Raw genomic sequence first — 18,412 nt, forward strand, 5'->3', positions numbered from 1 at the left:
GAACCCAATTCATATTTAAAATTATGTTTCAAAAAAGAAATTTTCTCCATCTGCCTGCGGTATTAATTATCTTATTTTTTGCTTCGGCTGCCAGTTCACAAACGACGTCTCCCAAAAAAGAAACCCGCTCAAAATTATTCGAAGAAACGACTACAGACAGTGATTATCTGATCGCTATTGAAAAGGCCGGTGAAGTAATGGAATCTGCCTACAATGATGCCGATTTTGACAGTGCTTCTCACCATTTGTTTGGCGAAATCAAAAGAACACAAGGAAAACTTGACCTTATTTTGACAAGTTTAAAAGGCGCCAATCCAAACGTGCGTAACCAGCAAATGTATCATACTGTTTTAAAAGAGTTGCAGCTGCAACTGGATGAACAGAATACTGCTATTAATTTGCGCAACGAGAATCTGGAAAAAATTAAAGCCAGATTTATTGAACTCCGAAAAGATAAAACTTTGATGGGGCTTTTAAAAGATACTATCCGGCGTAAACAGTTCAAAAAAGAGTTTGCAAATCTTAAAAAAAGATATCTTGCAACAGACAGTTTAATGACTAAAAATCAGGGGATTTTAAATGCAAAGAAAAGATTAACAGTACAACGAAAAATTGCCGTTTCCAATGCTTTGATCACTGTCGAAAACAATCTGGAAAAATCAGGAATCAGTATGCTTCATAAAGAATATCCTTTCTTGTGGAGCGTCAATGAATCTATTCCTAAAAAAGCAATAAAACACAATATAGGAGCCAAAATAGTAATAGAAGAAAGTGTTTCAGAATATTATTTGAGTTATCGAATTGGCGGACTGATTACGCTACTATTTTTTATGGGACTTCTAGGCTGGTACATTTCACGAAATTTAAAGTTCCTGAAAACCAACGGATACACTGATAATCTCTCGCTTTTTAAATTTAAGTATTTAAACAGAGGTGTCATAGTTCCTGTGGGTGTAATTGGGCTCAGCATTGCCGTTGTCAGCAATTTGTATGCCCCTGCTCTGTTTTTAGAATTGCTTCAGCTTTTACTGCTCGGATTCCTGACCGTACTTTTCAAAAATCAATGGTCAAATGTTTCCATGAAAAATTGGATTTTTCTTTTAGGATTGTTCTTCGCACTTTGTTTTCTTGATCTTTTTATAGAAATTGGATTTTTACAGCGATGCGCTTTTATTTTTATTAATATTTGTGGAATCCGCTATGGCCTGGTTCAGATTAAAAGTCTCAAAGAGCAATTGTATATTAAAGGTTTCTTTAAATGGGCCAGCATTATTTTTATTGGATTAAATGGTTTATCCATACTTTATAATCTTTTTGGAAGAGTATCGCTTTCGAACATGCTAAGTTTAACCGCTTTTATTTCGCTTACGCAGATTGTGGCATTAAGTGTTCTTTTGAAAATCATTTTAGAAATCATTATTTTACAAATTTATACCACACGTATTAAACGTGGTTTCGAAAAGATTTTTGATCATGAAAACCTATCTGATACACTAAAAAAACCATTTATTATTGTAATTAGCTACATGTGGTTGGTGGTTATTGCCTCAAATTTGAATATTTGGGAATCGCTGCATTCTTCTTTAGGAAGCTTATTAAGCCATCCAAATACTATTGGAAGTATCACTTTTACTTTAGGAAATATTGTACTTTTTTTTATTATTATCTGGGTTGCTCATTTGCTCCAAAAATATGTGGCCTACTTTTTTGGTGAAATTGATGATGAAAACGAAGAAAATATCAATAAAAGGCAGCATTCAAAATTACTAATTACCAGATTGCTTGTATTAATTGGCGGTTATCTTTTGGCAGTTGCCGCATCCGGAATGCCTTTGGATAAGTTGAGTATTCTATTAGGGGCTTTAGGAGTTGGTGTTGGACTCGGGCTTCAAAATGTCGTAAATAATTTTGTTTCAGGTGTAATTTTAATTTTTGATAAACCGATTCAGGTGGGAGACGTTATTGAAATCAGCGATGAATCCGGCAGGGTAAAATCGATGGGATTACGAACTACGAAAATCAACGCTCCTAACGGTGCCGAAATTATTATTCCGAATGGAAATTTATTATCTCAAAACATCACAAACTGGACCTATACTGACAATTTTAAACTGGTAGAAATTTCAATAGAAATTAATGGTGACACAACTCCAGATAATATTAATGCAATAATAATGGAGGCTTTGACAAGTGTAACTTTGATCAATATGGAGAAAACACCTCAGATTTATTACAGTGCCATTTCTGAGGGCAAATATAAAATTCTGGTGAAATTCTGGTGCAGTATTTATCGTACTGAAGAAACTGTAAGCAATACACGTCAGGTTCTGTTTAGCAATTTTAAAGCTAAAGGATTGACTTTTTCAGCTTAATCAGCTATTTATATAAAAACAAGAACGCCTCAAATTACTGAGGCGTTTCTTTATTAAACAAATTTTAATTAATGTTTACCATTTCCATGTGAATGGTTTTGCTCATTTTTAGAGTTTCCTTTGCCTTTACCATTTCCATTATCATGTCCGTTCGACTTTTGGTTTCCTTGAGACTTATAATTTTTCTCCGGTTTTGGGCCTCTGTTTTTTTGAGGTTTCCCAACATATCCTTTTGGATAAGCCGCTCTGTGTTTAGAATGATAACTATACGGTTTGCTGCCTCTGTAATCATTTAAAACAACTTTATAACCTGAATAGAAATCGTAATTTCTGTATCTGGCCGGTACTCTTCTTTCACGAACCCATACACCATTATTAAAATAGATATATTGACTTTCTGTTACATCATAATAGATATCAATATCCGGTAAATAATAATATCTGCTGTCATCATATCCTACTGGTCCCCAATTTGGCGGTGTACCAATATTTACATTAACCGAAACCTGTGAATGTGCCAATGCACTCATAAATATTGCTATTGCAAATACTAACTTTTTCATCTTTTTTTGTTTTTAAAAATTAATTTCATAAGAAATTAATCTAAAGTAGTGCCAATATTTAAGTTTATCATCTTAACTATACTAAACAGTAAAAAAAATCGACGAAAACCACTTTTTAGCCGATATACATTTCAAAAAAAAAAGAGCACCTCAAATAACTGAGGCGCCCTTCGGTTTAACAAATCAATCAACAATCATTTTTTTTATTTTTATTTCCATCCACCGCCTAATGCTCTGTACAAATCAACAACAGCCTGCAGTTTCTGCAAATTATCGTTTACCCCGCTCAATTGAGCTGCTAAAAGGTTTTGTTCTGAAGTTAATACATCAGTATAATTTGTGGCTGAACTGTATTCTAAAAGCTGTTTAGTATAATCAACAGCTTTGATTAAAGCTTCAATTTGTTTAGTTCTCGAATCTTCTTTTTCTACCGCCATTTGATATGTATACAATGCATTTGAAACTTCCTGTCCGGCCGTTAATAAACTTTGCTGAAAGTTATTATACGCCTGTAATTGCTGAGACTGGGCAGTTGTCAATCGCATTTTATTAACTCCCTGATTGAATAACGGCTGCGTTAACCCTCCAATTATCGAATAGAAAATAGAATTCGTAAAAAAGTCTTTTAGTTCCAAATTCGAAAAACCACCGCTTGCAGTAAGCGTCAGACTTGGGTAAAAATAAGTCTTAGCCAGATTAGTCGATTCGAAGGCTACTCTGAAATTAAATTCGGCCTGACGCACATCCGGACGATTTTGTAATAATTGTGAAGGCATACCGATGGCAAGATTTTCAGGAATAATCTGTGTTCCTAAAATTCCTCTGTCAATTGTCCCCGGAGCCTGTCCTAATAAAATATTGATGGCGTTTTCAGTTTCACGAATACTTTGTTTTAAATCCGGAATCAAAACTTCTGCTGCATGCTGATTGGCTTCGCTTTGTACAACTGCCGCACCTGTTACGATTGCTCCTTCTTTTAAATCTTTAATAGTTTCAACATTTTTGATACGGCTTTCTAATGTTTCCTGAGTTATAACCAATTGTCTGTCATAAGCCAATAAACGGAAATAGTTATTAGCAATATCTGAAATCAACTGCGTCTGAACCGCTTGTTTTGCAGCATCCGATGCTAAATAAGTTGCCAGAGCCGCTCTTTTAGAACTGCTCAGTTTTCCCCAAATATCTGCTTCCCAGGAAGTACTTAAACCTAATTTATAGGTTGTTGTTAAAGTATTTATATTCGCTCCTCCAAAATTCAATGAAGCTTCTGACTGTTTCGAATGTGTTGTACTGGCATCTAATTGTAAAGTAGGATAATAGGCTAATTTACTCTGACGCAACGAAGCTTGTGCCTGAATAATATTCTCAATAGCATTTTTCAAATTAAGATTGTTATCTAATCCTTTTTGAATCAATGCATTTAATTTTTCATCTTTAAAAACACTTTGCCACGGCATATCAGCAATCGTAGTCGAATCGGCGGAAGCCTGATCTCTGTATAACTGGTCTGTTTTTAAAGTTTTGGGACGTTCGTATTTTTGGGTAACGCATGCACTCAGAAGTACGGCTGTCATTACCATCAAAATATATTTATTTGAACTATTTGTCATTTCTTTTGAATTAAATTTTACTCTTTGTGAGCTTCTATTAAATGAATTTCTTCCTCATCATCTTCATCATCATAACCGTCCTTTGCCGGTCCACTCACCTTTTCCTGTAAAGTCTGGAAAATGATAAACAAAACCGGAATCACAAAAACTCCTAAAATGGTTCCGATTAACATTCCTCCAACAGCTCCGGTTCCAATTGATTTATTTCCTACAGCTCCTGCTCCTGTGGCGAACATCAAAGGAACAAGTCCGAGGATAAAGGCAAATGAAGTCATCAAAATTGGTCGTAAACGTGCCACGGCTCCTTCAATTGCAGCCTGAACAATCGGTAATCCTTTTCGTCTTCTGTCTAAAGCAAATTCGACAATCAGAATACCGTTCTTCGCCAGAAGTCCGATTAACATGATTAAGGAAATCTGCAGGTAAATATTACTGTTCAGTTTGAAAATAATCGAGAATAAATAGGCTCCTGCCAATCCAAACGGAATTGAGAATAATACCGCAAAAGGCAAAATGTAACTCTCATATTGTGCACTCAGTAAGAAGTAAACGAATACCAGACACAATATGAAAATAAATATTGTTTCACTTCCTGAAGCCAGTTCTTCACGCGTTAGACCTGAGAACTCATAACCATAACCAGCCGGAAGGTTTTCTGCTGCTACTTCCTGAATTGCTTTAATTGCATCCCCAGAACTGTAACCCGGTTTTGGCGCTCCCGTAATGGAAATAGAGGTAAATAAGTTAAATCTCGAAATAGACTCCGGTCCAAAAACTCTGGTCATGTTTACAAACTCCGTAATCGGTGCCATATTTCCTGCACTGTTACGAACAAAGATTTTATTCAGCCCCTGAGTATTGGTTCTAAACTCCGGAGAAGCCTGAATCATAACACGGTATTGTTTTCCGAATTTATTAAAATTCGAAGCGTACAATCCTCCGTAATACCCCTGCATAGTTGACAGAATCGTATTTACTGAAACTCCTGCATCTTTCGCTTTCGCTAAATTAATATCCATCATATACTGAGGGAAACCAGGGTTAAATGGCGTTGTCGCATATTGAATTTCAGGACGCTCAGCTAATTTGGCTAAGAATTCATTATTGACTTTATAAAACTCAGCTGTTGTATGACCTCCTTTATCCTGCAATTGGAATTCAAATCCTCCACTTTGTCCAAATCCCTGAATCGTTGGTGGTGAAATAAAGAAGATATTTGCTTCACGGATTCCGCTTGTTTTGGCAAACAATTGTCCAATTACATCATCAACACTTAAATCACGTTCATCCCATGATTTCAATTTCACAATAACCATACTATAAGCACTACCTGCTCCGGCTGTAAAGTTTTGTCCTACGATACGGAGCGTATTTTTAACTCCCGGAATTGTTTTTGCAATACTGTCAACTCTTTTCGCAATTATATCAGAACGTTCCATAGAAGCTGATGGCGGTAAGCTGATGTTCGCAAAAACAGTTCCCTGATCTTCCGAAGGAACGAACGCAGACGGCGTAGTTTTCATCATATAAACTAATGCTATACCTGCAATCACAATAGAAGCCAAAGCAATCCATTTTTTTACGGAAAGAAAACTTACTGATCGTTTATATCTTTCGGTAACGTTATCAAATGCAACGTTAAATGAAGTGTAAAACCGCTGTAAATAACTTTTGTGTTTATGATCATCTGCATGAGGTTTCAATAAAAGCGCACACAAAGCCGGACTCAGCGTCAAAGCATTTACTGCCGAAAGGATAATCGCAACCGCCAGTGTAATACCAAATTGTTTGTAAAAAACCCCTGTTGATCCATTGATAAAAGTTACCGGAATAAATACGGCAGCCATTACAAGTGTAATCGAAATAATTGCTCCGGAAATTTCATCCATTGCATGAATTGTCGCTTTTTTAGCCGATCTATAACCGTGATCCAGTTTGGCATGCACCGCCTCGACAACCACAATCGCATCATCAACCACAATACCAATGGCAAGAACCATTGCAAAAAGCGTCAAAAGATTAATCGTAAAACCGAATAAATTCAGGAAGAAAAATGTTCCCACAATCGCAACCGGAACCGCAATGGCTGGAATCAAAGTTGATCTGAAATCCTGAAGAAAAATAAATACTACAATGAAAACCAATATAAAAGCTTCGATCAAGGTATGGATTACTTTCTCAATCGAAGCATCCAGATTTTCGTTAACATCTACCATGATGGTATATTTCATTCCTTTTGGAAAACTCTTCGCCGCTTCTTCAATCAATTTTTTAGAATTGATAATTACGTCACGTGCATTCGATCCAGGGGTCTGACTAATAGCCATAGCCGCCGATTCTACTCCGTTTGTTTTAATTGTTGAAGAATAACTTAAAGATCCTAACTCCACTTTAGCCACATCTTTAAGTCTCAGCATCTGTCCATTTCCAACAGATTTGATTACGATATCTTCAAATTCTTTGGCACTGGTCAGACGACCTTTGTATTTTATTACATATTGGAAAGCCTGATTGCCGTTTTCTCCAAATTTACCTGGCGCTGCTTCGATATTTTGTTCAGCCAAAGCTGCTGAAATATCACTCGGAATCAATTTATATTGCTGCATTACATCCGGTTTCAGCCAGATTCTCATAGAATAATCTTTTGAACCAAAAACGGTTACATCTCCTACTCCAACTACACGCTGAATCTGAGGCACTAAGTTAATTTTAGCGTAATTTTGAAGAAACGTCTGATCGTACGCTTTGTCATCACTATACAAAGAGAAAATCAATAAGTTACTACTCTGACTTTTGGTTACTGTAACCCCCGCCTGAGTAACCTCTGAAGGTAATAAACTTGTTGCTCTGGAAACCCTATTCTGAACGTTTACCGCTGCCAAATCAGGATTTGTACCTACTTTAAAATAGATTTTTATTGAGGCATTCCCGTCGTTTGTTGCTGTAGAAGTCATGTAAGTCATGTTTTCTACACCATTGATTTGCTCTTCCAGTGGAATCACAATACTTTTCAGTACCACATCAGCGTTGGCCCCTGTATAACTTGCCGAAACATTTACAGTTGGCGGCGCAATATCCGGATACTGCGATATAGGTAGCTCAATTAGGCCTAAAACACCTAAAATAACGATAATAACAGATATTACCGTCGAGAGTACAGGTCGTTGTATAAATTTTTTAAACATGTGTTTTTATTTTAAATCTGCGTAAACCGTTTCTGCATTTTGATTTTGAGCCTTAATTTCTGTTCCGTCTTTTAGTGTTGCCACACCTTCCAGAACGATTTGATCTCCTGCTTTCAAACCATCTGTAACTACATAGTAATTTCCGGCATTGTTATCTAAAATCGAAATATTTGTGCTTTTTGTTTTACCATCTTTTCCAACGACAACTGCAAATAATTTATCCTGAAGTTCATAAGTAGCACTTTGTGGAATAATCAAAGCATCTTTTACTTCATTTGGAATTCGAACCGTAGTGCTGCTTCCGCTTCTGATAATACTTCTTGGATTTGCAAAACGCGCTCTAAAAGTAACTGAACCCGTTTCTGTATTGATTAATCCGTTTACGGTTTCAACACGCCCTTTTTCCGAATAAGCTGAACCGTCAGAAAGCACAAGGGAAACCGCAGGCATATTTTGAATTTTTTGAGCCAAAGTCACTCCAGGAGCTTTGCTTTGTGTAAAGTCTAAAAGTTTCTTTTCATTGATAGCGAAGTAAGCATAGACATTTCCAATACTCGAAACCGTAGTCAATGCTTCAGCTGTGTTTGAACCAACCAAACTTCCTAAACGAAACGGGATTGAACCTACAACTCCGTTTACCGGACTTGTAACTGTTGTATAACCTAAATTGGTTTTGGCATTCACCAGACTTGCATTTGCCTGAGCCAATGTAGCCATAGCTGATTCATAAGTATATTGTGCCGACTCTAAATCGTATTTACTAATAATTCCTTTTTCTACCAAAGGTCTCACTTTATTAACTGCCAGCTTTGCAGCACTAACTTCTGCCTGAGCACTTTTAATACTTGCTGCAGCTGTACGAACCTGCTGCTCATATTCGGGAGCACTGATTTTAAACAAAGGCTGACCTGCTTTTACCACTGCTCCTTCATCTACAAATATTTTATCGATATAACCCTCAACCCTTGGACGGATTTCTATGTTCTGCTGTCCCTGAATACTCGCAGGATAATCGCTGTATAAAGTGGCAGATTCCGGCTGTAATGTCAGCGTTTTATACTCTTTAATCTGTGGCGCTCCACCGGCCTGAGCCGATTTATCATCTTTCTTACCGCATGAAACGATAATAAGAGACACTGCTAAAATACTTAAAAATGATTGCTTATTCATTGTCAAAAATGTGTAATTATCTATTTATTTCTAAGCAAAAGAACTAAAATAGAATACACAAAAAATTTACAATAGACGAACAGCAAAAGACAATCGATAGAGATATCCTCACACCCGATGGATATTTTACAAAAATTAAACAAGCGTTTAATTTAGATGTTATCGGCTCTAAAATGGTTTTTAAAGACTCAAACCCTATTTTGGGCGATTGGTTAATTATTGTATTTAAATAAAATGTAATATTGCCTTCAAATAACGACAATTCATTATGGCAACAAACATTTACAGGCCTTATTTATTTACCGGAATCCATATTCTTGGCTGGTTATTATTGGGATTTATTATGCTGTTTTACATCCCTTTAACCTGGAATGTAGTACTTCCTGGCGTGTTTTGGTTATGGCAGATGATTATTTTGTTTCTGCTCATTATTGTTTTTTATTCTAATGCAAAAATCATCGTACCGAAAACCATTATTAGAGACAATACTTCGCCATTTTTGGTTTGGGCATTTCTTACGGTTTTTGCCATGCAGCTTATCGCTTACTTTTATACTTCGCAAACTGATCTTCATACTAAAGTGAGTTTGGTTTTAGGATTTAAAAAATACCGAAATCCTTATTTTGATAACTATGTTTTAATGTTGACTTTACTGGTTTTGGGGATCAGTACGAGCTGGGCGATGTTGCAATACTGGCAAAAAGCTGCACAGCATAAACAAAAACTGGAACAGGATAAAACAGTAGCCGAACTGGCAATGCTGAAAGCGCAGATTAATCCGCACTTTTTTTTTAATTCGCTAAATAGTATCTATTCGCTTACTTATACTGATATCGAAGATTCCAGAAATGCGCTTCATACTTTAAGCCGAATGATGCGATACCTGCTTTACAGTACAGAAGAAACTACGACATTACTTAAAGAAGCTGATTTTATGAAGGATTTCATAGCACTAATGAAACTTCGCGCCAATAGCAAATTAACCATTACAACAGACATTCCCGAAAAAATACACGATTATCCAATTGTTCCGATGTTATTATTACCTTTAGTAGAAAATGCATTTAAACACGGAATTCATGCGACTGACAAAAGTGAAATTCATATCAAACTCAGACAGAACGTTAGCAATCTTGAATTTGAGGTAGAAAATACGTATTTCGAAAAATCGGCTGTATCAGACGTAGGCGGAATCGGTTTAACGAATACCAAACGAAGACTTCACTTAATTTATCCGCACAAGCATACCTTAGAAGCCGGTATTGCTGCAAATGGTAAATACAATGTAACACTGAAATTAAATTTAGCATAATCATGGTATTAAAATGTATAGCAGTCGATGACGAACCTCTCGCATTAAAACTCGTAGAAACTTTTATTGGCCAGACTCCTTTTCTTGAACTGGCGGCAAGCTGTGATAATGCCGTTGAAGCAATGAGTTTAATTCGCGAAAAACAACCCGATCTTGTCTTTCTCGATATCAATATGCCCAATCTTACCGGAATGGAGCTCGCAAGACTTTTACAGGAACATCAGGGACCAACACCAAAAATCGTTTTTACAACAGCATACAACCATTATGCAATAGAAGGTTATAAAGTTAATGCTGTCGATTATCTCTTAAAACCTTTTAGTTACGAAGAGTTTTTACGGGCTGCCAATAAGGTACTCCAAATATCCGAAGAGGCTTCAAATCACTACCAGCCCATTGCTGCAGATGATGAGTTTTTTTTCTTAAAAGTTGAATATCAGTGGGTACGAATTTCTTTGAAAGATGTTCTATATATCGAAAGTTTAAAAGACTATGTAAAGGTGCATCTTATTGATTCTCAAAAAACTGTCCTTTCTCTTATTTCATTAAAAGCATTAGAAGAAAAATTACCATCGGCAAAATTTATGCGAATTCACCGGTCATTTATTGTCTCACTTGACAAAATAAATGCCATCACTAAAAATTCTATTTTAATTGGAAAAACAGAAATTACGGTTGGTGAGCAATACAAAGAAGCCTTTAAAACCATTGTTGACAGATGGTTAAAATAAAAACAGAATTAGATTATCATGGAAAAAAGATCAAACAAATATTACCTGACTTTAAGTCTTAAGGAATATGCAAATGGCGAAACAGAACCCGCAAAAGAACTAGGAATAGAATTTAGCAATCATGATGAAATTTTTGGAATCATTCAAAGAATGAAAGACAAAAATTTATTTGACGATCCATCTGAAGCAACTCAGTTTGCAATTGGACTAAAATTATTCAGCGAAATAAAACTTAAATACCGTAAAAATCCTTTATTTGATGAGTTAAACGAAGTTTTTCCGGTCTTTATGAAAAAACTGAAAAGTTTATAAAAAACAAAAGCGCTTCGATTATCGAGGCGCTTTATTTTTAGAGGCTAACTTAAAATTAAGCTTTAGCTTTTCTCTTTACTGTACAGCCAATTTCTTTTGTCTGAGTGATAGCAGGTTTTTGATTGTTTTTTAATGAAGCAATAACATCTTCGGCATATTTTACTTTTTCAGTTTTAGTACCTTCCGGATCATTATCGATTGCTCCTACATATTCAACAACATTTCCTTTTGAAGTTTTAGAAACGATAAAAATGTGTGGTGTACGTTTTGCACCAAATTGATCAGTCACTTTTTGTCCTGCATCAAATAAATAAGGGAAAGGGTATTTTTTTTGTTTTGCTAAATCCTGCATTTTAGCAAAAGTATCATCCGGCTGGGCTTCAGGATCATTTGGATTGATTGCGATTACCGGATATCCCTGAGGTCTGAATTTATTATCTAAATCGATAATTCTCTGCTCATAAGCAACCGCATATGGGCATGTATTACAGGTAAATACAACAATAAATCCCTTTGCTTTTGGAAAACTTGCAAAAGAAACTTCTTTATTGTCTACATTTTTCAATTTGAAATCCGGTGCAGCATCTCCGGCTTTAAGAGTTGTCGTTTGTGCCTGAGAAAAGAAGGCAGAAAAAGCCAGCACCAATAAAATGATTATTTTTTTCATAGTTAATAGATTTACAGTTTTTTATATTCAGTTAATAATTGTTCGTAGGTAAATTCACTTTCGACAAATTTTCGTTTGTCTCCTTTGATAAAAATAGTTGCCGGAATGCTTCCTGACCATGAAGGATCAATTCGATCAATATATTCCTGAGGACTGCTTTCATTCAGTAAAAAGACTTCATTTTTAAGGTTTTTTCTTTTTACGAAAGGCACTACGGCAGAACTCAGCTTTGATTTAAAATCTACACTAATCAGCAATACAACTAATTTGTCTGATTTATATTCTGCACCCAGTTTTTCAAAATGAGGTAATTCCTTAATACAAGGTGCACACCAGGTCGCCCAAAAGTTTACAACATAAGTACTGTCTTTTCCGGTTTTTATCCTTTCATTCAGCTGATCAATATTTATAAGTTTTACATTTTGACTATAGGCCGTAAATGAAAAAGCCAGAAAAAGAAAAACATATATTGTAAAAACGTGTAATCTCATGAATTTTGAACTTTTATATTTTTTGTCTTACAAATATAAATTAATGAAGCTTTGCCTGTTGTTAATAAAAGTTAAATACAAAAAAATCTTTATAGAATCTAATAAGAATATTTAATCATTTAACTATGAGCACTTTATCTTATTTTTCTTAAATTTAACTGTCAAATATGGAGCTTAAATTTCCATTCACAAAACTCCTTTTTTTATTGTTTTTATCATTTATAAATTAGAAAAAATGAAAAGCTTTACACTTTCCGCAATCTTAATTATCTGTTTATTAATTGTAACAACTGCAATTTCTAAAGACACTTTTTCTACTGAAAACAGAAAAACCAAAGCATACAGCTATGATACTCCAACAATTAATGATGGAATATTAGCCGCATTTTTCAAAAAATATTCCAGTTTAAAAAAATATCAAAATGAAGTCACGGCACTTTATAAAGACAAAGCCTATCAGTCGATTTGGTACGAATCTAATGAAATCAATGAATTGGGGTATTTATTGTATCATAAATTAAATATGGTCAATGACGAAGGAGTTGAAATTAATTTTCCCTATAAAAATATAATCGGTCAGATTTTTAATGAAAATGCCGAAGAGAAAATTTCTGAAACAGATACAGAATTATTTTTAAGCAGTATGTATATTATTTACGCTAAAAGTGTTTATGAAGGACTTGACGGAAAAACGGTTAGTGATTTGGGCTGGTTTTTACCTAAAAAAGATATTTCTTACTCAACTTTACTCGACTCATTAATTATTAATCCTAAACTATTGAATAAAAATAATCAGGTACTTTTTAGTCAATATTACAAACTTCATGAGGTCTTAAAAAAATACAGAGCAATAGAAAAAAATAACACCTGGACAACTATTACTATGGATATTCCATTCAAAGAATTAAGACCTGATGATACCTCAAATACAGTGGCGCAAATCAGACAAAGGCTAACAGTTGTAGGCGATCTGGCAAGAGATTCAAAAAGCAATATTTATGATGAAGAATTAATGGCAGGAGTATTAAAATACAAAAAAAGATATGGACTGATCCTTAATTATAAAATTACAAAAGACCATATTGATCAAATGAACGAACCCGTAAGCGACCGTATAAAAACACTTATGCTCAATATGGAACGTTGCCGATGGATTCCGCCATCATTAGAAAAGGGGCACGAATATGTAATGGTAAATATTCCTTCGTTTATGCTTTATTATGTTAGAAATGGCAATTTTGAAATTGAATCGAATGTATTTATTGGCACGCCACTAACAAAAACAGTAATTTTTAGCGGTCAGATAGACCGAATTGTATTTAGCCCTTATTGGTACGTTCCGGCGAGCATTATCAAAAACGAACTGAAACTAAAAATGGCAGAAGACAAAAATTATTTGGCCGACCACAATATGGAATGGAATAATGGCAGAGTCAGACAGAAACCCGGTCCAAAAAACTCCTTAGGGCTTGTAAAATTTATGTTTCCTAATCCAAATGATATTTATTTGCATGATTCACCCGCCAAAAGTCTTTTTACTTTTGAAAAGCGCATATTTAGTCATGGATGTATTAATGTAATGAAAGCAAAAGAATTAGCAATTTCTATGCTAAAAGAATATAAAGACTGGCCGGTAGAAAAAATTAACGATGCTATGAATGGTGAAAAAGAGATTACCTGTAAACTTACCACAAAAGTTCCCATATACATCGGATATTTTACTGCATGGGTAGACAGAGAAGGTCAAATCAATTTTTTTCCTGATGTTTATGACAGAGACACACATCTAAATAGTGTTTTATTTCCGGATGATAAATCTTTCAAAACAGCACTTATGAAATAAAACAAAAACTATTAACTATTTGATAACATTTAAGTTACTATAAATTTATATTTGTTTTCTTATTTTGAATAAAACAAATATTATGAAATTCTTCAGCTTAAAATTTCTGGTTTCATTCAAAGAATGGCTTTTTCTAAGAGCAATGCACTCTTCATTCATTCATTAATTTTCAAAATCAAGGAAAATACATTTGAATGAATAAATTAGAGAAGTCATTTTTAAATAAGGATCAATTTGGTTCTGATTTTCTATGGGGCGTTTCGACTGCCGCTTTTCAAATAGAAGGTGCACATGATGCAGACGGAAAAGGTCTTTCAATATGGGATGTTTTTACCAAACAAAAAGGTAAAATAAAAAATGGTCACCATGCCATAAATGCTTGTGATTTTTATAATTGTTATAAAGACGACATCCATTTAATCCGCGAATTAAACATTCCAAATTTTAGATTTTCTATTAGCTGGTCACGTATAATGCCTACTGGTCAGTATCCTGTCAATCAGGCAGGCATAGATTACTACAATAAAATAATCGATTTTTTACTGGAATGTAATATTGAACCGTGGGTGACACTTTACCACTGGGATTTGCCGCATGCCCTTGAAGTAAAAGGAGGATGGACAAACAGAGAATGTGCATCCTGGTTTTCTGATTACGCAGAAGTATGTGCTCAGCATTTTGGTGATCGTGTAAAAAACTGGATGGTCATAAACGAACCTTCTGTTTTTACGGGTGCAGGATATTTTCTCGGCATTCATGCTCCCGGAAAAAAAGGTATTACCAATTACTTGAAAGCTATCCATCACGTAACTTTAGCTACAACTGCCGGCGCAAAAAAACTAAGACAATACATTCCTGATGCCAATATCGGTACTACGTTCTCATGCACTCATATTGAACCATTTTCAGATAAACCAGCAGATGTTCAGGCTGCAAAACGTGTCGACACCTTATTAAATAGAACTTTTATAGAACCTATCTTAGGGCGCGGATACCCACAGGAAGATCTTCCTGTCCTTAAAAAACTCAATAGTTATATTCAGGGAGAGGACCTTAGTAATTTAGCTTTTGACTTTGATTTCATAGGGCTTCAGTGCTATACCCGTGAGATTGTAAAATCATCCCTGCTTATACCCTACATAGGTGCCGAATTAGTGAGCGCCGAAAAAAGAAACGTTATCTCGACTGAAATGGGTTGGGAAATTTATCCTCCTGCCCTTTATCATATTCTTCAGAAATTTAATTCTTATGGAGAAATTAAAAAACTAATTGTTACCGAAAACGGGGCTGCATTTCCTGATACTGTTACTAACGGAAAAGTATATGATATTAAACGAACTCATTATATACAAGATCATTTAGAGCAATTACTTAAAGCAAAAAAAGAAGGCTGTAAAATAGACGGTTATTTTGTCTGGAGTCTTACCGACAATTTTGAATGGGCAGAAGGTTACAATGCAAGGTTCGGATTGGTTCATATTGATTTTGAAACCCAAAAACGAACCATCAAACAATCCGGAATCTGGTTTCGGGATTTTTTAGAACACAATACTCAAATTATATAATTAAGAGCTTAAAATTATATAAATACATCCGTTTTATCATCCTTATATTTACTTACTACATTAAATTTAAGGATGATGATGGATATTTCAACGCAAATCTTCTGGCTATTTACCCTGGCTATACCCATTGCATGCATCAGCTGGACAGTTACTAACGAAGAAGTATTTCGTGAACCTAGAGAATGGTGTATAAATCATTCTCAAAACAACAGGAAATATTTAAACAGGAAGTTTTTTTATCTCTTTACCTGTGAATATTGTTTCAGTCACTACATTACTCTGTTTTTTATTCTTTTTTGCAACTTCAGGCTTCTGATACCAGATTGGAGGGGCTATATTATAGCTGGATTTTCGCTTGTATTTTTGGCAAATATTTACATGAGTTTTTTTGCTTTATTAAGACAGACTATTAAAAAAGAAAAGGTTGAAATTAAAAAAATTGAAACCGATACAAGCGAATCTCAGGAATAAAACAAAAAAATACAACAACCTTTATTACAGATACTTACTTCAAAAAAAACTTTTATAATGAATTCTTAAGAAAACTGAAAAAACTTTTTTTTTAATCAGATTTTTTAACGTAATTTTAGCATATACAGATCGCATATGTTTTTAACATTCTAAAAATAAGAAGATTACACTTTTTCAGATTACCCGCCCTTTGTAGAATATTCATTTTAAAAAAAGAACCTATGAAAGTAAGTAAATTGATGTTTTTCGTTTTTTTCGTTTTAACTTTTCAATCCTTTGCCCAAGTTTATACTGACAAAATAGTTGGTAAAAAAAATGAGGAGCTTATTGACAGCTTAAAAGTTGAAGATTATCCATATGCTTTACCTATCTGGGGAGAAAAAGTAGCACAAAAAGGCTATAAACTTCCTTATTCTGCAGGAGTTTCTGTGAACTGGTTTTGGCAGAAATCTGAAATTGTTATTAATAATCTTGACGTAGGTTTTAATGGCGGAACAAAATATAATCTGGATGAAATTGTTCGATTTGAAAAATCTTATGTTGAAGCAAGCGCACTAACCATAAGACCTGACATTTGGCTGCTTCCTTTTTTAAATATTTACGGAATTTTTGGAAAAGCTAACACCTCTACTAAAATTAGTGCCGGAATCTGGGTGCCTGATGCAGATAATAACTGGTCGAAAATTACAAGTTTTAATACCCAGGCAAACTTCAATGCTACAACTTTTGGTCTTGGTATGACTCCCACAATTGGCATTGGCGGAGGGTGGTTTGCTCTCGATATGAATATGGCATGGACGGATATTAGTTCTCTGGACAAACCTGCTTTTTCATACATTTTTGGACCAAGGTTGGGTAAGACTTTTAAATTTAATAAACCTGAACAAAATATTGCCGTTTGGGTTGGCGGTTTCAGAGTACATATATCAGGAGATACAAATGGAGACTTGCCTTTATCAGATTTTATAAATCTGGATAATGCCCAGCAAAAAGTGGATGACGGTTTTGCAAAAGTGGCCGAAAACCAAACAAAAGTAGATAACTGGTGGGATGGCTTAACCCCTGCAGAGCAAAAAAATCCGGTCAATGTTGCCAAACACAATACAGCAAACAGAGCTTTAGAAAGTGCAGGAAATATTTTGACTTCTTTAGACGGAGCTTTGAGTACGGTTGAAACTTCATCTGTACAATACTCACTTCAAAAAAGACCAAAAGATATGTGGAATTTTATTGTAGGCTCTCAATACCAATACAATAAACATTTTATGTTTCGTGCAGAATGTGGTTTCTTAGGCAGCCGTACTCAGGTATTAGGAAGTTTACAATACCGTTTTGGACTTTAATTCAGTCATATGAAAAAGGTTTTGCTAATCACTTTTACTTTCTTTTGTTTTGCTTCGGCACAATCACAGGTTTTGATTTCCTTACTTTTTGGAGATAAACTTAATTCTCCTTTTTTGGAATTCGGTTTAGAAGGCGGAGCTAATTTTTCAACTATTTCAAATCAGGAAACTTCCGGAACTAATGTCGGTTTTAACCTTGGCTTTTATTTCGATTTTAAATCCAAAAAGAACCCAGCCTGGATGATCAATACAGGGGTAATTGTTAAATCACCAATGGGAGCTAAAGGTATTCCTGTATATTCTTTAGATAATGAAGATTTAGACAATACATTTGATGGCGGAAGTATTGATCGGGAAATTCGTTATTTTAATGTTCCCATCTTAATTAAATACCAGTTTAGAAATAATATTTATTTGAAAGCCGGTCCGCAATTTGGTTTATTAGCCAAAGCCTTTGATGAATTTAGGAAAGAAGTAGATGGTGATGATGTAACTTATAAAAACAACATACGAGATAAAATACATGTCATAGATGCCGGTATTGCCATTGGCACCGGATATCATCTGAATGTTGGAAATGGCTTAAACATAACTGCTCAATATTATTATGGCTTAGTTCCTTTGATGAAAGGAGATTCAAGTCCAAACCAATACAACAGATCTTTTTATATAACAGCAGGAATACCAATAGGAAAAGGAAAAGCTGCAAAAAAACGAGCAGAAAAAGAAGCTTTAGAAAAAGTGATTCTGCCGGAAGAAGAAAAATAATTGGAAAAT

15 protein-coding genes are annotated in these 18,412 nt (G+C 34.7%); 9 read left to right on the plus strand and 6 right to left on the minus strand.

The features are described from left to right. Positions 1–23: 23 nt before the first annotated feature. Complete coding sequence (locus GWR14_RS02225; protein ID WP_163407318.1) at positions 24–2,372, plus strand: mechanosensitive ion channel family protein; 2,349 nt, start codon at positions 24–26, stop codon at positions 2,370–2,372. 68 nt (positions 2,373–2,440) lie between these two features. Here GWR14_RS02225 and GWR14_RS02230 read toward each other — a convergent pair whose 3' ends face one another. The 4 genes from GWR14_RS02230 to GWR14_RS02245 all read right to left on the minus strand — a co-directional run bounded on the left by GWR14_RS02230 (position 2,441) and on the right by GWR14_RS02245 (position 8,900). Further along, a complete protein-coding gene (locus GWR14_RS02230) occupies positions 2,441–2,935 on the minus strand; it encodes a hypothetical protein (RefSeq protein ID WP_163407319.1) in 495 nt (164 codons plus the stop codon). Positions 2,936–3,144: 209 nt separating this feature from the next. Continuing rightward, positions 3,145–4,545, minus strand: a complete 1,401-nt coding sequence (locus GWR14_RS02235; RefSeq protein WP_163407320.1) for an efflux transporter outer membrane subunit — start codon at positions 4,543–4,545, stop codon at positions 3,145–3,147. A gap of 17 nt (positions 4,546–4,562) precedes the next feature. Then, positions 4,563–7,730 (minus strand): efflux RND transporter permease subunit, encoded by a 3,168-nt coding sequence (locus GWR14_RS02240; protein WP_163407322.1) that lies wholly within the window; start codon positions 7,728–7,730, stop codon positions 4,563–4,565. Positions 7,731–7,736: 6 nt separating this feature from the next. Further along, positions 7,737–8,900 (minus strand): efflux RND transporter periplasmic adaptor subunit, encoded by a 1,164-nt coding sequence (locus tag GWR14_RS02245; protein ID WP_163407324.1) that lies wholly within the window; start codon positions 8,898–8,900, stop codon positions 7,737–7,739. A 268-nt stretch (positions 8,901–9,168) separates the two neighbouring features. Here GWR14_RS02245 and GWR14_RS02250 point away from each other — a divergent pair, with 268 nt between their 5' ends. From GWR14_RS02250 to GWR14_RS02260, 3 genes are read left to right on the plus strand one after another with little or no spacing between them, the layout of a single operon-like run. Beyond that, entirely contained in the window at positions 9,169–10,212 is a 1,044-nt protein-coding gene (locus GWR14_RS02250; RefSeq protein WP_163407326.1) for a sensor histidine kinase, read from the plus strand. 2 nt (positions 10,213–10,214) lie between these two features. Continuing rightward, positions 10,215–10,943 carry a LytR/AlgR family response regulator transcription factor gene (locus tag GWR14_RS02255; protein ID WP_246236260.1) on the plus strand — a complete coding sequence of 243 codons (729 nt, stop codon included), beginning with the start codon at positions 10,215–10,217 and terminating at the stop codon, positions 10,941–10,943. Between the two features lie 18 nt (positions 10,944–10,961). Then, on the plus strand, positions 10,962–11,255 hold the full coding sequence (locus GWR14_RS02260) for a DUF3861 domain-containing protein (protein ID WP_163407328.1): 294 nt from the start codon (positions 10,962–10,964) through the stop codon (positions 11,253–11,255). 55 nt (positions 11,256–11,310) lie between these two features. Here GWR14_RS02260 and GWR14_RS02265 read toward each other — a convergent pair whose 3' ends face one another. Together GWR14_RS02265 and GWR14_RS02270 are read right to left on the minus strand one after the other, a co-directional pair. Beyond that, positions 11,311–11,922: a thioredoxin family protein gene (locus tag GWR14_RS02265; RefSeq protein ID WP_163407330.1), complete on the minus strand. Its 612-nt coding sequence runs from the start codon at positions 11,920–11,922 to the stop codon at positions 11,311–11,313. Between the two features lie 11 nt (positions 11,923–11,933). Continuing rightward, positions 11,934–12,413, minus strand: a complete 480-nt coding sequence (locus GWR14_RS02270) for a TlpA family protein disulfide reductase (RefSeq protein ID WP_163407332.1) — start codon at positions 12,411–12,413, stop codon at positions 11,934–11,936. 235 nt (positions 12,414–12,648) lie between these two features. Here GWR14_RS02270 and GWR14_RS02275 point away from each other — a divergent pair, with 235 nt between their 5' ends. From GWR14_RS02275 to GWR14_RS02295, 5 genes are all read left to right on the plus strand, one after another. After that, positions 12,649–14,256 (plus strand): L,D-transpeptidase family protein, encoded by a 1,608-nt coding sequence (locus GWR14_RS02275; RefSeq protein WP_163407334.1) that lies wholly within the window; start codon positions 12,649–12,651, stop codon positions 14,254–14,256. A 194-nt stretch (positions 14,257–14,450) separates the two neighbouring features. Next, the gene (locus tag GWR14_RS02280) at positions 14,451–15,821 is read left to right on the plus strand and encodes a GH1 family beta-glucosidase (protein WP_163407336.1); all 1,371 of its coding nucleotides are present in this window, start codon (positions 14,451–14,453) and stop codon (positions 15,819–15,821) included. Between the two features lie 75 nt (positions 15,822–15,896). Next, positions 15,897–16,292 (plus strand): hypothetical protein, encoded by a 396-nt coding sequence (locus GWR14_RS02285; RefSeq protein WP_246236261.1) that lies wholly within the window; start codon positions 15,897–15,899, stop codon positions 16,290–16,292. Between the two features lie 221 nt (positions 16,293–16,513). Further along, positions 16,514–17,635: a hypothetical protein gene (locus GWR14_RS02290; protein WP_163407338.1), complete on the plus strand. Its 1,122-nt coding sequence runs from the start codon at positions 16,514–16,516 to the stop codon at positions 17,633–17,635. A 9-nt stretch (positions 17,636–17,644) separates the two neighbouring features. Next, complete coding sequence (locus GWR14_RS02295) at positions 17,645–18,403, plus strand: porin family protein (RefSeq protein ID WP_163407340.1); 759 nt, start codon at positions 17,645–17,647, stop codon at positions 18,401–18,403. The last annotated feature ends 9 nt before the right edge of the window (positions 18,404–18,412 follow it).

It is taken from the genome of Flavobacterium ajazii, assembly GCF_010614725.1.
GTDB classification, from domain to species: Bacteria; Bacteroidota; Bacteroidia; order Flavobacteriales; family Flavobacteriaceae; genus Flavobacterium; species Flavobacterium ajazii.